We start from the raw sequence: 16,467 nt of genomic DNA, 5'->3' as shown, positions 1-16,467 counted from the left end.
CACTGAATGCAGTCCCATACTCTTCTATAGCTTGATACGAGTTCGAGCTCACCTTCTTAGAGGAAGCGTCGCATGATGAAGCGAATCATTCTTGGCACCCTAGCCCTGACTCTTTTAACTGCCTGTTCCAAAGATGACGGACAGCAAGCCCTTGGCACACTAGAACGTGACCGCGTAACCTTCACTGCCACCTCTAGCGAGATAATTCGTGCCCTACCCATTAAGGAAGGCAGCCAAGTCACCGAAGGAGAAGTGCTGGTTCAGCTCGATACAAAGAACCAAGAAGCCGTTTTAGCTCACGCCGTTGCCGAACAAGCCAAGGCTGACGCCTATCTTTTGAAATTGACCAATGGTGAGCGACCAGAAGACATTGCCGCAGCGCAAGCTCGCGTTGCCAGAGCGGAAGCTCAATTGATTGAAGCGCAAAAGAACTACCAACGTAAAGCGGAGTTAGTTCGTAAAAAACTCATCAGCCAATCAGAAAAAGACACCGCTTTAGCAGCCAGAGATTCTGCCCGTGCAGAGCTAGACTCCTCACAAGAAGAGTTCAGCAAACTGACCGCTGGCTCTCGTCCTGAAGATATTGAACAAGCAAAAGCCGCACTCATGGCAGCAAAAGCCGATGTGGCACTACAAGAACAGAAACTGGCAGAACTCACCATCACCGCCACGCGAGATGGCTTGTTAGATAACCTACCGTTTAACCTTGGCGAACGCGTTCCTGTGAATGGTGTAGTTGCTGTAATACAAGCCAGCCGCGTCCCATACGCTCGCGTTTACGTTCCTGCCAACTACCGAGTCGATTTTGTGCCGGGTAAAACGGTTAACGTGCATGTAGATGGCGTTGAGCAACCATATAGCGGCACCGTTCGTTGGGTTGCGACTGAGCCTTCATTCACGCCTTATTTCGCGCTTACCGAGGAAGAACGATCGCGTTTGATGTACCTAGCAGAAGTCGACCTTCAAGACTCCGCACAATCCTTGCCTTCAGGTATACCAGCGCAAGTGGATTTGGTGGAGTAAGCCAATGACCGAATTCGCGATTCAAGCTGAAAATGTAGTGAAGAAGTTTGGTGACTTCACCGCCATCAACAACATCACGCTCAATGTGCCCAAAGGCAGTATTTATGGTTTTCTTGGCCCGAACGGCTGCGGTAAATCGACAACCATTCGTGTGCTGACGGGCTTGCTTAGCCCAAGCGAGGGCAATGTCGATGTACTCGGGCTAGAGATCCCAAAACAATCTGAGCTTCTGCGCCTCAAGATTGGCTACATGACACAAAAGTTTTCCCTCTATGATGACCTGACGGTTCAAGAGAATCTTGAGTTTATTGGACAAATCTTTGGTATGGAAACCAAGGCCCTAAAGGCTCGCATCGAAGAACAACTAGCCACCTACGGTCTCGACCAACTGCGTAAACAGCGCGTCGGAGGAATGAGCGGCGGCCAGAAGCAACGCTTGTCTCTTGCCGCAGCCACTATGCACAAACCAGAATTGTTGTTTCTTGATGAACCCACGTCTGCGGTTGACCCAGAGAACCGACGCGATTTCTGGGAGCAGTTGTTTGACCTCTCTGACCAAGGCACGACGATTTTGGTCACTACGCACTACATGGACGAAGCAGAACGCTGCCATCGTCTGGCGATTATGGAAGCGGGGGAAATCCGCGCCGATGGTGAGCCAGAAGAACTCATGGCGCAAATGGGCGTTAACATCGTCGAAGTCAAAGCGGACAACCTACGCGAGCTAAAAGAGAAAGTCATTCAGCGTGAAGAAGTCCGCTCAGCCGCACAGCTAGGCATTCGCTTACGCATTTTAATCCACCAGCACATCGAACAACCGATCGAATGGTTAACCCAAACCTTTCCTGAGCTTGATGGCTGCGAGATGAACATTGCTCGTCCTAGCTTGGAAGATGTGTTTGTCAGCGTGACGGGAGAAGGTCGCCAATGATGAAATCTATTGCCCGTATGAAAGCGGTAATGATCAAAGAGATCCGTCAGCTTTCACGTGACCGCATTACCTTTGGCATGGTCGTAATGATCCCCCTGATTCAGCTTCTGCTATTCGGCTTTGCCATTAATACGGATATTCGCGACATCCCCGTTGGCGTCGTCGATCAAAGTGGCAGTACTGCCGGGCGTGTAATTACCGAGTCCGTTAAAGTAACGCAAGTGGTCGATGTGGTCGAAACCTTCGCTACCGCATCAGAAGCAGAACAAGCCATTCAAGACGGTTTGGTGCGAGCGGCTTTAATTCTGCCTAGCGACTTAACCCAACGTATGGTGCAAGGGCGAGAGCTTGGGCAGTGGATTGTAGATGGTTCAGACACCATGATCAGCTCGGCAATTCTCTCACTACAAACCATGCCGTTAACGGATTTTGATTTTGAGATACGCCCTGCCCCAACCAAAACCTTTGAAGTTGCGCTGTATTACAACCCGAGTCGGCGCTCGGCGGTGAACATTGTCCCCGGTTTATTGGGCGTGATTCTGACCATGACGATGATCTTGTTCACCAGTGCAGCCATTGTTCGAGAACGAGAACGCGGCAATTTAGAGTTACTGATTACTACGCCAATTCACTCCATCGAACTCATGGTGGCGAAGATCATTCCCTACATCTTTGTTGGTCTGATTCAGGTGTTTATCATTTTAGGATTGGGGCACTGGATATTTGGCGTGCCAATAAACGGCGCCATTAGTCAGATACTGTTTGGCACGCTGCTGTTTATCGCCGCGAGTTTAACCTTAGGTTTGGTGATATCCACCATTGCGACGACACAGCTTCAGGCCATGCAGATGACGGTGTTTATTCTTTTGCCATCGATTCTTCTGTCCGGATTTATGTTCCCTTATGAAGGAATGCCCGTCGCGGCACAATGGATATCAGAAGCCCTGCCTGCTACCCACTTTATGCGAATTATTCGTGGCGTGGTGCTGCGTGGTGCAGACCTAATGGAGCTATGGCGAGATACAGTTTGGTTACTTGGATTCACCGTTATCGGCCTTATTGTCGCTTCATTTCGCTTCAAAAAATCACTCGACTAATCCCACGATATTGCGTTCATTCCTTAAAAACAAAAATAGCCCCAACGAAGGGCTATTTTTTGTTTGTGTATTCATACACTGTGCTATCGAGCTCAACTCTCAGACAATATTAATAGTACTCACCGTAGGAACAATCTCGTAAATCGGAAATATCGTAGTTTTTCAAAGAGTTTATTTTAAAGTTGAACACTACCTGTTTACAGACAACGCCTTCGCGATCCGTGTACGTGATAATACCTTCACTGTACGCACGCTGACCATCAGAGGATGTCACGTCAGCAACAAGTTCCAAATGGCCCTTATGCGCGTCTACGCGATTCATCATCTCAAACACATCTACCCACTCTTCGCGATTTGCCATTTGTATTAGCATGGACTTCGCCTGTGTTTCCAACTGCTGGGGGTATACATAATAACGGTTGTAACCAAAGTATGCGCACATAAGTAATAAAACGAGTGCAAATGAGGTTGTTCTTGTCATACAAGCTTCCTCTTGTTGTTATAAAAATCTTGCTTCGTTAATTCAGTATAGGAAGCGAGCAAAGTTTAGGTTATAGAACTTGCCCAAATAACAGAGGACAGTCAGAGACAGTCAATTCTATGACAAGCTCAACAACAAACTTTATTGAACTCTCATCATGGGCTTGAACAAAAATACGCCACAGAGACAGCAAGAAGTAAGAAGTAAGAAGTAAGAAGTAAGAAGTAAGAAAGGAAAACTAACCGGAGCGCGGTGATAACAGAAAAGTAAAAGGAGTTTGAAGAAAAAGCCCCCCCGAGTGAATGTAGTGAGAGCGGAAATCAAGATTAGATTATCCGCCCATCAACTAGGCTCAAATTGTCAGTGACCACAACAACGTGACTCGCCGAATTTAAACGTGTTGGTAACTATCTTCGAGAGACTCTGTCTGCGTTGTTTTTTCGCTCACTTCCACTTTAACCGCAGCGACCTTGAACTCAGGGATCTTCGCATGCGGGTCAGTTGCCATTGTCGTTAGGCGGTTGACTGGCGATTCAACAAAGTGGAAAGGAATGAACACCACACCTCTTTGAATCCGCTTAGTCACAAAGGCATCAATCTCAATGCTGCCACGACGTGTAGACACCGTCAGACGCTGACCATTACTGATGCCAAGTGCTTCTGCGTCTTCCACGCTCACCATTGCGCGAGGGCCAGCAAGATTATCCAACCCTTTGGTTTTGCGCGTCATGGTTCCAGTATGGAACTGCTCAAGTACGCGACCCGTCGTTAACACAAGTGGGTACTCTTCATCTGGCAGCTCAGCCGCATAACGGAACGGTACACCCACCATTTGCCCTTTACCACGAGTAAACTGGGTTTGGTGCATGATGCGAGTACCTGCTGGGTTGTTCTTGTTGCTAGGCCATTGCACACCGTTTGGCGTAATCGCATCCCAACGAAGACCTGCGTATTGAGGCGTCACTCGTGCAATCTCGTTAGTGATATCAGACACGCAGTGGTAATCCCAATCACTGCCCATTGCATTGGCGATTTCTTGAATAATCCACCAATCTTCTTTCGCTTCACCCGGTGCAGTTACAACCGGATTCACGCGCTGAACACGACGCTCCGTATTGGTGAAGTGACCCGCTTTCTCTGCAAACGAGCAAGAAGGCAGGACCACATCCGCGTATTGTGCAGTCTCCGTTAGGAAGATGTCTTGAACCACCAAGAAGTCGAGTGCTTCTAAACCTTCAATCACATGTGCTTGGTTCGGGTCACTCAACACTGGGTTCTCACCCATGATGTACATACCACGAACGTCACGATGGCAAGCCGCATCAATGATTTCTGTCAGGGTTAGACCTTGCTCAGAAGGCAGATTTGGTGCGTTCCATTCAATAGCAAACTTCTGTCGCACAATTGGGTTGTATACCTTTTGATAGCCCGGGAAGCTGTTTGGCAACGCGCCCATATCACACGCGCCTTGCACGTTAGATTGACCACGTAGCGGGTTAATACCACCACCTTCAATACCGATGTTGCCACACAGTAATTGCAGGTTAGCGATAGAACGCACGTTGTCATGACCTGTCGTGTGCTGAGTAATACCCATCGAGTAGTACACAGCGGTACGATCTGCCGTGCCAATCATGCGCGCCATTGCTTGAATGTCTTCAGCTTTAACACCCGTAACCAACTCCACTTTATCGAGGTTGTAAGCTGGCGACATCACTTCTTGCAATAAGGTATCAAAGCCGTCGACACGTTCTTCGATGTACTCTTGATCGTACCAACCGTTCTTGATGATCTGCTGCATGACACCATTTAGGAGCATCACATCTGTACCCGGACGGTGCGCCATATACAGCTCTGCATGCTCTGCCATATCGACACGTTTCGGGTCAGCCACAATCAAGCGAGCGCCGTGGTGACGAATGGCTTGTTTGATATGTGAAGCGATGATCGGGTGTGCTGATGTAGTATCCGAACCGATAATAAAGATCACATCCGAGTGCTTAATGCTTGGAATGTCGTTGGTCATTGCACCACTACCCAGTGATGCCTCAAGACCGGTTACACTCGATGCGTGGCACAAACGCGCACAGTGGTCGACGTTGTTAGTGCCCAGTTCACGACGGACAAATTTTTGGAACGCGTAGTTGTCTTCGTTAGTGGTTTTCGCTGAAGAGAAGCCCGCCAATGCGTTGCTGCCAAAATCTTGCTTGATGCCAGAGAACTTACTCGCAATCAGTTGAATCGCCTCTTCCCAGCTTGCAGGCTGCAACCAACCATCTTTACGGATCAATGGCGTGGTAAGACGCTCTTCACTGCCAATGAAGTCAAAACCAAAGCGTCCTTTCACACACAGCATGCCTTGGTTCACTGGCGAGTCACCGCCCTTCACGTAACGAATCGTATTGGTTGCTTCGTCCACGAACATGGTCAACTTACAGCCCACACCACAGTATGTACAAATGGTGTCGACCGCTTTCAGATCTTCAGTACGACCTTGTGAACGGTCACGACTATCGACCATCGCGCCCGTTGGACACACTTGAACACACGCGCCACATTGTACGCAGTTCGAATCGCCCATTAGGGTTAAGCCATTCTTATTACTTCCAAAGTGTGGACGATCATCAGGACGTAATGCCGGACGACCTTGTTTGTCGCACACAAAGTTCAGTACACCGTGTACGGCTTTGTCGCGGCACGCTTGGATGCACTGACCACAGCTAATACAGCGGTTAGCATCAAACTCAATAAACTCAGAACTGCGGTCAACTTCGTACTTATGACGCAAGTCTTTCGCACGAAGATCTAACCAATCTTGGTGTGATTTAATCTGCAAGGAGAAGTCAAAGCTTTGCTCGGCTTCATATTCGGTGGAGTAATCACGCAGCGCACAATCGGTATTTGCCTGACAGCCACATTCAAGGCAGCGTGCAGCTTCCTTCATCGCTTCTTCGTTATCAAAGCCCAACTCGACTTCAGCGAAGCTTTGCTCGCGTTGTGCTGGAGTCAGTTCAGGCATGATAGAGCGAGCGACTTTCTGGATGTTCTCGAAGTGAAGCGGATCGACTTGAGAGAGCTTCTTCTCTTTACGCGAGTTGAACGCTGCCTTTGGCATATCCGCCATATCACCATTCAAAAACAGGTCAATGGCTTTTGCCGCAACGCGGCCATCACCCACCGCTTCAACTGCCGTTGCTGGACCACGGCGGAAATCACCAATACTGAAGATGTTACCCGTGCCGGTGTGCATGGTCTTTTCATCTGCATCAGAGGTGTTCCAACGCGTAAGTGGAATCGACAAATCTTCGCCTTCGAGAAAGCTCAGATCTGGCTTTTGCGATACTGCCGCAATCACGGTGTCGAACTCTTCGGTAAAGAACTCGCCGGTTGGTTTAGGGCTTCGACGACCAGATGCATCCGGCTCACCCAACGCCATGCGCTCTAGACGAATCGCACTCACGCGTCCGGTTTCATCGGCAAGGTTTTCTGCAGGGTTGGTCAAGAAGTGGAATTTCACCCCTTCGTGTTCCGCTTCGACAATCTCGTAGTCTTCTGCCGGCATTTCGTCACGGGTACGACGATAAATCAACGTGGTGTCTGCACCAGCACGACGCGCAGTACGAGCACAGTCAATTGCTGTATTACCACCACCGATCACCGCGACTTTCTGACCCGTGACGTAGTTTTGCTCGGTAACGTAATCTTTGAGGTAATCAACGCCTAAGTAGCAACCTTCAAGGTCACTGCCTGTGTAGTGCATTTCAACCGCTTGAGACGCGCCGACCGCCAAACACACTGCGTCGTATTCTTCGCTCAATTGAGAAAGCGTGAAATCCACACCCAGCTTTTGATTGGTGTGAACTTGCATGCCATTGCGGCACATCAGTTCGATTTCTTTATCGAGAATGTCTTTTGGTAAACGGTATTCTGGAATGCCATAACGCAACCAACCACCCGCTTTTGGCATGGATTCAAAGACCGTAACGTCGTAGCCTTCGTTCGATAGGTAGTAGCCAGCTGTCAGACCACCAGGACCACTGCCGACGACAGCAATGTTCAAACCTTTGCTTGGTTTCTTTTCTGGTACGTAGGCTTCATGCGCAGACAAATCCGCATCCGCGGCATGACGTTTTAGCTGACGAATTGCAATAGGCTCATCGACTAACGAGCGGCGACATTCACTCTCACAAAATGCCGGGCACACACGGCCAATCGATAACGGCATAGGAAGCGTACGCTTAATCACTTCAATCGCTTTTTGATGATCGTTCTGTGCGATGTGATAAAGGTACGATTGGATATCAACGCCCGCTGGACACGCGGTTTTACATGGCGCTTCACAATCGGCGTAATGGTCCGTCATGATGCGGTTGAGTGCTTTTCTGCGGTGCTCGCTTAATTGTTCTGATTGCGTGACCACATTAAGGCCCCGGTAAACTTCAAGTTCACACGCACGCTTAGTACCGCCGCTTTCGACTTCAACCACACACAAGTCACACGGTACTTTTTCATTACTTTTGTTCATTCCGCACAGCGATGGGATCTCGACCCCACACACTTTTGCTGCTTCTAAAAGGGTTAGACCCTCTTCTACAATTCTATATTTTCCATCGATGACAATTTCTATCATGCAACCCCCGCAGCAAAGCAAATCCAAATCTGCACAAGCAAAACCATGCATTCTATAAGGATAATCATTTGTAAGACAAGTTAGTGTGATGTAAAACTTATAAACCACATTTTTCACGTGTCATAAAAAGCGAGGGCTTCTTTCGCTAACTTTCAACACTCGGTGTTTAACAAACGTTTTACTCCCTCGAAAGTGCGAAAACAGAAGGGTTGGACTATTTTGATAATAAGAGTAATAAATGATTGACCTTACCCTTAGGTTAACCTTTAGAATCGAAGGGTTTTCATCATTTTCATCAAACACATGGGAAAGGGTATGCACTTAAAATCGCTGCATACAATCTGGTTAACTCTCTTCACGACGCTAGTGCTATTGGTATCTAGTGTGGCGAACAGTGAGCCGTTGATGAATATTCAAATGATGTCTATTGGCATGGCTCACCATCCTTCTATGATGAGTGACAGCGAACACTGCGGTATGCCTGGCATGATGGACGTCTCCATGACTGACGCTTCTATGTCCGAAGATGGCGATGCAAGAGAAACCAGCATGAACTGTGGTGGTGGCTCCGGCATGGTTCATACCTGCTGTACTGCCGCGTGTACGATAGTTTTCGTCCCCCTACCGAATCCTGTCAATAGCCCGATGCCCGTCGTCTATCGCGCAACTATTACTCCTGAAGTTGCTTCCCCTGTCGTACACGTCAGCCGCGACCTGTACCGACCTCCTATAGCCTAAATCCGTCCTAGCATTCGACCCTGCGCGTGTATCGCAGGTTGTTTTAATGCGCCTGAACGATGAGGTAACAAGGCTTTACTGTTCCCGCAATAAAATCCGCACCTCCATCGATCCGGCGAACACTGGATTTAGATTATGGATATCAAACCATACCGCTTAGCTGCACCTATTTTTATGGTGGCTCTGGTCGCTGCGCCAACCTTGGTTAACGCCGCAGATAAAGAGACGCACGCAGCACAAAATTCCGCATCAAGTGAGCGAGCTTCAACGACCAAGCTTGCCCAACTGATCAACGTCGCTGTGAGTAACGATGGCAATCGTAAGCAATACTCAGCGCAATCTGCTGCCATGCGTGAAACGGGCGTCGCGAGTGCGACCTTGATGGACCCAAAGCTAAAAGTAGGTTTTGGTGGCTTGCCTGTCGACAGCTTCAAATTCGATGAAGACCCAATGACCAACATCTCCGTTGGTTTAATGCAGCAGTTTGAGCGTGGCTCTACGCTTGATTTACAGCAGAAGAAAGCCAATCAACAAGCCGACGGCCTTGGTCTTCAAGTGCATGCTCGTGAGCTTGAGGTAGCCAACAGCATGACTCAACTTTGGTTAGAACTTGGTTACCAGCAACGCGCGGAGCAAATCATGCTTGAGAACCGCAAGTTGATGAAGGAAATGGAAAGCTTTATTCAAACCAACTATTCGATTGGTAAGAGTGAAGCGCAAGATCTGCTCAACGCCCAACTTCAAGTCAGCAAGTTGGATGAGAAACTGCAAGCCAACGCACAAATGCAACGTCGTCTTATCTCTCAACTCTCCGAATGGTTGGGGTCAGATTGGTTGGCAAACGAACAGGCTCTGCACGCGAGCAATCAATTGAACTGGGACACACTGAACAGCAAACTTGCTGCGAGTCAGGGTTCCACCAAGCATTATCAGCAACTCAGCCAACACCCGATGGTTAAGATGGCCGACGTCAGTATTTCTGCCAATAAAACGCAGGTGGAAATTGCTGAGCAAGCCTACAACCCACAATTTGGCGTCGAAGTAATGTACGCCTACCGCCAAGCCGACAACATGATGGGTGAACCCGCCTCCGATTTGGTCAGCGCTTACCTAACCATGGACATTCCGTTGTTTACGGGTGACCGCCAAGATCGCAATCTCGCGGCCGCTCAATACCAAGTTGGCGCGGCACAATCACAAAAAGACACCTTACTAACGCAGATGAATGCCAAGGTGAACACTCTGTTGGTTGATCGCGGCAACTTAACCCAACGCTTAGAACGTTATCAATCCACCTTATTGCCTCAAGCGAAAGCGCGCATTCAAGCCGTTGAGCGGGGTTATCAAAACAACACAGCGCAGTTTAACGATGTGATTTCCGCCACGACTGACGAGTTGGCTCTGCAATTGGAGCAACAACGTCTACTGACCGATCTCAACATCGCAAACAGCAATTTAGCCACCCTACTCGGTGGTTTCGACTATCAAGTGGCTTCACCGGAAGCTCGCTCTATTTCGACATATTAATTTGTGATTCCCCAAGACAGTTGGGGCTACAGCTAGGCGGCAAACGAGAGAATCCCATGAGCACTTTCCCTAACAAACTAAGGGATCCTCTATGTGATTTGGGTGAACGAGAGCAGGCAACAACGCTGTAGCGTCAAATGTGAAGGGGAAAATAAGGTAAAACAATGAAAACATTAAAAATTGCAACCATTGCGCTGATTGTTGGTGGTGCTTTAGGGTTTGGTGCTAATCATTTTCTTACGGGCTCGGCTCACGACATGAGTGCGATGGGTGGTGAACCTGCTTCAAGCTCTAATGATCCGCTTTACTGGGTTGCCCCAATGGATCCGAACTACAAACGCGACAAGCCGGGTAAATCCCCAATGGGCATGGATTTGATCCCGGTTTACGCAGAAGATCTATCCGGTGAACAAGACGCACCGGGTACTGTGACTATCGACCCTTCAGTAGAAAATAACCTCGGGGTTAAAACCGCAAACGCGTCACTGCAACAGCTATCACCACGTATCGAAACGGTTGGTTATATTGCCTTTGATGAAAGTCTGTTATGGCAAACCAACGTTCGTGTGGCGGGTTGGGTAGAAAAACTCTACATCAATGCTGTGGGTGAGAAAGTGAAGAAAGGCGATGTGCTTTTCACGCTCTACTCTCCAGAACTGGTTAAAGCACAAGAAGAATTGCTGAATGCGTACCGCACTGGCCGCAAAGGTCTTGTAAAGGGGGCGACCGAACGCTTGGTAACGCTTGGTGTTGACCGTGCTCAAATCAAATCCATTACTCGTAGCGGGAAAGCATCACAAACCATTGAAATCAAAGCACCTGCTGATGGCGTTATCGCGAGCTTAAACGTGCGTGAAGGTGGCTATTTATCCCCTGCTCAAGCGGTGATCAGTGCAGGTCCCTTGGACAATGTTTGGGTTGATGCAGAAGTCTTTGAGCGTCAAGCACACTGGATGAAAGCAGGCTCTCAAGCCACGATGACCCTTGACGCGATTCCGGGCAATGAATGGCAAGGTGTTGTCGATTACGTGTACCCAATCCTCGATCCGAAAACACGTACGTTGCGTGTGCGTCTTAAATTCCCTAACCCAGATGGCGCATTGAAGCCAAACATGTTTGCCAATATTGCTTTGCAGCCTGTCACTGACGACGCAGTTTTAACGATTCCTAAATCATCTGTTATCCGCTCTGGCGGTATGACTCGCGTTGTTCTGGCGGAAGGTGATGGCAAATACCGTTCTGCTCGAATTGAAGTTGGCCGCGAAGCTGGCGAACAAATCGAAGTATTACAAGGACTTAAACAGGGCGACAAGATCGTTACTTCATCTCACTTCATGCTCGACTCTGAATCAAGCCAGTCGGCGGATCTGTCTCGCATCAATGGTGTAGAAGCAGCGGCAGAAACGGCATGGGCCAAAGGTGAGATCACGGATGTGATGAAAGATCACCGCATGCTGACCATCAACCACCAGCCTGTACCAGAATGGGATTGGCCGGGCATGGTAATGAACTTCACTTTCGCAGATGGCGTTGAAATGGGTGACTTGAAAAAAGGTCAGGCTATCGAATTTGAAATGCAAAAGACGGAGTCCGGTCAGTACCAAATCATCGACTATAAGGCAGACAACAGCGTCATTGCCGCAGAAGTTTGGCTAACTGGTGACATTAGCATGCTGATGGCTGATTTTGGCATGATCACCTTAAACCACCTACCGGTTGCAGAATGGAACTGGGATGCTGGCGAGATGAACTTCTCTGTGGGTGAAGCCGTTGATCTATCGGGTTTTGAAGAAGGACAGAGAGTTCGGTTTCTAGTTGAAAAACAAGGATCTGACTACGTTCTTAAACAGCTAGTTCCTGCAACAACAGCCGTCGAGGGTTAATTATGATCAATGCTATTATTCGTTGGTCACTGAGCAACCGATTCCTAGTGTTGGTCGCGACCTTAGCCCTTGTATTAGGCGGACTTTACAGTGTAAAGAATACGCCTGTTGATGCGATTCCGGATCTTTCTGATGTGCAAGTGATCATCAAGACAAGCTATCCGGGTCAAGCTCCTCAAGTCGTCGAGGATCAAGTCACTTACCCACTCACCACCGCCATGCTTGCCGTGCCGGGTGCTGAGACAGTTCGTGGCTACTCATTCTTTGGTGACTCTTACGTTTATATCATTTTCAACGATGATACCGACATGTACTGGGCACGTTCACGCGTGTTGGAGTACTTAAGCCAAGTAGCACCCAAGCTGCCACCGAACGCAAAACCAACGCTAGGTCCTGATGCGACAGGCGTAGGCTGGGTTTACAGCTACGTATTACAAGACAAAACTGGCAAGCATGATTTGGCTGATCTTCGCAGCCTGCAAGACTGGTTCTTGAAGTACGAGTTGCAAACCGTGGATGGTGTTTCTGAAGTCGCGACCGTGGGCGGTATGGTTAAGCAGTACCAAGTGCAGATTGACCCTGCCAAGCTGCGTGCGTACAACCTCACTTTGCAGCAAGTGAACATGGCAATCCAAAATGGTAACCAAGAAACCGGCGCGTCCGTTATCGAAGTGGCCGAAGCCGAACACATGGTTCGTACCACGGGTTACCTAACCAGCATCGAAGACATCAAATCACTGCCTCTCAAAGTCACTGAGAAAGGCACGCCGTTGCTATTAGGAGACATCGCAGACATTAACCTTGGCCCACAAATGCGCCGTGGTATCTCAGAGCTGAATGGCGAAGGTGAAGCGGTAGGTGGCGTTATCGTGATGCGTTTTGGTGAAAACGCCAGTGAAGTGATTGCGAAAGTCAAAGACAAACTTGCAGACCTACAACGCAGCCTACCAGAAGGCGTAGAAATTGTGGCAACCTACGACCGCTCTACCCTTATCGATTCAGCGGTAGAAAACCTATGGAAGAAGCTTGCAGAAGAGTTCATCGTCGTTGCGATTGTGTGTGCGTTGTTCCTGTTCCACATTCGTTCTTCGTTGGTTATCGCTCTGAGCCTACCGGTTGGCATTCTCACTGCGTTTATCGTGATGCATTGGCAAGGCATCAACGCCAACATCATGTCCCTTGGTGGTATCGCGATTGCCATCGGTGCCATGGTAGATGGTGCAATCGTGATGATTGAAAACGTTCACAAGCACATTGAACGAACGCCACTGACCGAAAAAAACCGCTGGCAAGTAATTGGCAAAGCCGCAGAAGAGGTCGGCGCACCGCTGTTCTTCTCGTTGCTTATCATCACTCTTAGCTTCGTACCGGTGTTCGCCTTAGAAGGCCAAGAAGGCAAGATGTTCTCGCCGCTTGCGTTCACTAAGACGTACGCCATGGCAGCGGCAGCAGGTTTGGCGATCACACTCGTCCCTGTTCTTATGGGCTACTTCATTCGCGGTAAGGTGTTACCGGAACACAAAAACCCGGTTAACCGCGGCTTGGTCGCGCTGTACCGCCCGCTGTTGAACACCAGCTTAAAATACCCTAAGACCATGATTGTTATCGCATTAGGCCTAATGGCATCGGCTTACTACCCAACCAGTAAACTGGGTAGCGAGTTCATCCCTCCGCTGGATGAAGGCGACTTGATGTACATGCCAACGACCTATCCGGGTATCTCAATTGGTAAGGCGCGCGAGCTTCTACAACAGACCAACAAGCTGATCAAAACCGTTCCAGAAGTGAAAACCGTATGGGGCAAGATTGGCCGAGCTGAGACCGCAACCGATCCAGCGCCACTCACCATGATTGAAACCGTGATTCAGTTGAAGCCACGCGACCAATGGCGTGAAGGGGTAACAACCGAGTCACTACGCAAGGAGTTCGACAAACTGGTTCAGTTCCCTGGTCTTACTAACGCTTGGGTAATGCCTATCAAAACGCGTATCGACATGCTGGCAACGGGCATCAAAACCCCTATCGGTATCAAGATCGCCGGACCCGATCTGAAAGTGATCGAGAAGATCGGTTCTCAGTTGGAGCCAATTCTTAATGGTGTACAAGGCACGGCATCGGTTTATGCAGAACGTGTAGCAGGAGGCCGCTATGTCACGATCGACATTAAACGTCGTGCCGCAGCGCGTTACGGCTTGAGCATCAAAGACGTTCAGCAAGTGATCTCCACTGCGGTGGGCGGTATGAATGTGGGTGAAACCATCGAAGGCTTGGAGCGTTACCCAATCAACGTTCGTTACCCACAAGACTACCGTGACTCAGTGGTAAAATTGCAAAACTTACCGTTAGTGACACCAAATGGCGCTCGTATTGCACTGGCTGACGTAGCGGACATTCGTTACGAAGACGGTCCTCCAATGATCAAGACAGAGAACGCACGCCCGAACGGCTGGGTGTTTGTCGACATCGATGGTCGTGACCTTGGCTCTTACGTCGTGGAAGCACAGCAAGTCGTGGCCGATCAGTTGGAGCTTCCTGCGGGTTACTCGTTGGCTTGGTCTGGTCAATACGAATACATGGAACGTGCGAAAGACCGCTTGAGTGTCGTGGTACCAATTACCATCGCCATCATTATGCTGCTGCTTTACTTCAGTTTCCGTCGTGTCGGCGAAGTAATGATCATCATGCTTACCCTACCACTCGCTATGGTTGGTGGTTTGTGGCTCATGCATATCCTCAACTACAACTTCTCGATTGCCGTTGGGGTCGGCTTTATTGCCCTAGCAGGCGTCGCGGTTGAGATTGGGGTCATCATGCTCGTCTACCTCAACCAAGCATGGCACTACAAAAAGCTGGATGCGGAAGAGAGCCAACAGAAGCTTGAGGCGAAAGACCTAACCGATGCCATTCGTGAAGGTGCAGGCCTGCGTGTTCGCCCAGTAATGATGACGGTACTGACGGTCATTATTGGTCTGATTCCGATCATGTACGGCGAAGGTACAGGGTCAGAAGTGATGCAACGTATCGCTGCACCAATGATTGGCGGTATGGCCTCAGCACTGCTGCTGACGCTGTTAGTGCTTCCAGCCATCTTCAAGCTGTGGAAACAACGTGAGTTGCGCCCAAACAACTCAACTCCGAGCCAAACAAGCACGCAAACTGGCAACCAAATCGAAAACGCCGACAGCACAGATCGCACTGATAACAAGGCTTAATCCCTACCTTCCTCTCAAACATGCCGTTTGAGGGGAAGCAACCAAGTTATTAATGAATTAAAACAAGGATATAAAAATGAAAAAGACACTAATCACTCTTGCTCTAGCCCTAACAACAACGACTGCGTTTGCCCAAATGGATCATTCAAACATGGACCATGGCAACATGAAGCATGAAAACATGGACCACGGCAGCATGAAGATGGACCACAGTAAAATGGACCATTCAAACATGATGGATATGCCGGGCATGTCGGCAGTAGGTATGCCAGCGAAAGGGGCAAAGCCAGACAAGGTGGTACACGTAATCTTGGGTGATGACATGACCATCAAGTTCAAGAAAGACGTCAAGATTGAGCCAAACGATGTGGTGCAGTTTGTAGTCATGAACACAGGTAAGATCAACCACGAGTTTACGATTGGTTCGGCTAAAGAGCAGCTAGAACATCGCGAAATGATGAAGACAATGAGCGGTGATCACATGCATGACTCAGGCAACGCAGTTACGGTAGAACCAGGTAAAGCGAAGCAATTACTGTGGCACTTCCACGGTGACAACAAGGTTGAGTTCGCGTGCAACATTCCAGGCCATGCAGAATCGGGCATGGTTAAAAAGATTGAACTGTAAGTAATTATCCAACTAGACAAAGGAGCTGATGATTCAGCTCCTTTTATTTCTGGATCAAACTATTCGTTAGCTCATGATAAGAAATTCTGAGCCAGTGTCTCACGCTAAGATATTTTTGTGACCGAATCACCGACGTAATATATAAGCCAAACTACAGGCCTTGATAGCAACACTCTTCTCCCCATATTGAGACCGTTTAAGCGTATTGCAAAGAATCCTACATAAAATAGACATAGATTTAACAGTGTTTAGAGTATTGGCTCGTTATAGTTTACGTGACATCGCTACCGTGCGAACTAAAACTAAAATTGAAGAAC

At 48.8% G+C, this 16,467-nt stretch carries 10 protein-coding genes; 8 read left to right on the top strand and 2 right to left on the bottom strand.

The window, feature by feature from the left end:
* Window positions 1–72: 72 nt before the first annotated feature.
* Genes J4N40_RS16540 through J4N40_RS16530 form a run of 3 tightly spaced genes read left to right on the top strand, consistent with a single transcriptional unit; the run spans window position 73 to window position 3,051 of the window.
* Entirely contained in the window at window positions 73–1,023 is a 951-nt protein-coding gene (locus J4N40_RS16540; RefSeq protein ID WP_005375436.1) for an HlyD family secretion protein, read from the top strand.
* Between the two features lie 4 nt (window positions 1,024–1,027).
* Complete coding sequence (locus J4N40_RS16535; protein ID WP_213889714.1) at window positions 1,028–1,954, top strand: ABC transporter ATP-binding protein; 927 nt, start codon at window positions 1,028–1,030, stop codon at window positions 1,952–1,954.
* A complete protein-coding gene (locus J4N40_RS16530; RefSeq protein WP_206225814.1) occupies window positions 1,954–3,051 on the top strand; it encodes an ABC transporter permease in 1,098 nt (365 codons plus the stop codon). Before J4N40_RS16535 ends, J4N40_RS16530 begins: the two co-directional genes overlap by 1 nt.
* Window positions 3,052–3,160: 109 nt before the next feature.
* On the opposite strand, the gene J4N40_RS16525 is transcribed toward J4N40_RS16530, so the two are convergent.
* Together J4N40_RS16525 and fdhF are read right to left on the bottom strand one after the other, a co-directional pair.
* Window positions 3,161–3,532 (bottom strand): hypothetical protein, encoded by a 372-nt coding sequence (locus J4N40_RS16525; protein WP_248486213.1) that lies wholly within the window; start codon window positions 3,530–3,532, stop codon window positions 3,161–3,163.
* A 391-nt stretch (window positions 3,533–3,923) separates the two neighbouring features.
* Window positions 3,924–8,162 carry a formate dehydrogenase subunit alpha gene (gene fdhF / locus J4N40_RS16520; protein WP_250654588.1) on the bottom strand — a complete coding sequence of 1,413 codons (4,239 nt, stop codon included), beginning with the start codon at window positions 8,160–8,162 and terminating at the stop codon, window positions 3,924–3,926.
* 315 nt (window positions 8,163–8,477) lie between these two features.
* On the opposite strand from fdhF, the gene J4N40_RS16515 reads away from it, so the two are divergent.
* From J4N40_RS16515 to copI, 5 genes are all read left to right on the top strand, one after another.
* Window positions 8,478–8,900, top strand: coding sequence for a hypothetical protein (locus J4N40_RS16515; protein WP_115386744.1), 423 nt, complete (start codon window positions 8,478–8,480; stop codon window positions 8,898–8,900).
* Window positions 8,901–9,035: 135 nt separating this feature from the next.
* On the top strand, window positions 9,036–10,427 hold the full coding sequence (locus J4N40_RS16510; protein ID WP_213889716.1) for a TolC family protein: 1,392 nt from the start codon (window positions 9,036–9,038) through the stop codon (window positions 10,425–10,427).
* Between the two features lie 164 nt (window positions 10,428–10,591).
* Window positions 10,592–12,310 (top strand): efflux RND transporter periplasmic adaptor subunit, encoded by a 1,719-nt coding sequence (locus tag J4N40_RS16505; protein WP_213889717.1) that lies wholly within the window; start codon window positions 10,592–10,594, stop codon window positions 12,308–12,310.
* Between the two features lie 2 nt (window positions 12,311–12,312).
* Window positions 12,313–15,522, top strand: a complete 3,210-nt coding sequence (locus tag J4N40_RS16500) for an efflux RND transporter permease subunit (protein WP_250654587.1) — start codon at window positions 12,313–12,315, stop codon at window positions 15,520–15,522.
* 76 nt (window positions 15,523–15,598) lie between these two features.
* Window positions 15,599–16,150 carry a copper-resistant cuproprotein CopI gene (gene copI / locus J4N40_RS16495; protein ID WP_053307858.1) on the top strand — a complete coding sequence of 184 codons (552 nt, stop codon included), beginning with the start codon at window positions 15,599–15,601 and terminating at the stop codon, window positions 16,148–16,150.
* The last annotated feature ends 317 nt before the right edge of the window (window positions 16,151–16,467 follow it).

It is taken from the genome of Vibrio sp. SCSIO 43097 (assembly GCF_023650755.1).
In the GTDB taxonomy this organism is placed as follows: Bacteria; Pseudomonadota; Gammaproteobacteria; order Enterobacterales; family Vibrionaceae; genus Vibrio; species Vibrio alginolyticus.
This window is presented reverse-complemented; position numbering and strand designations above follow the sequence as displayed.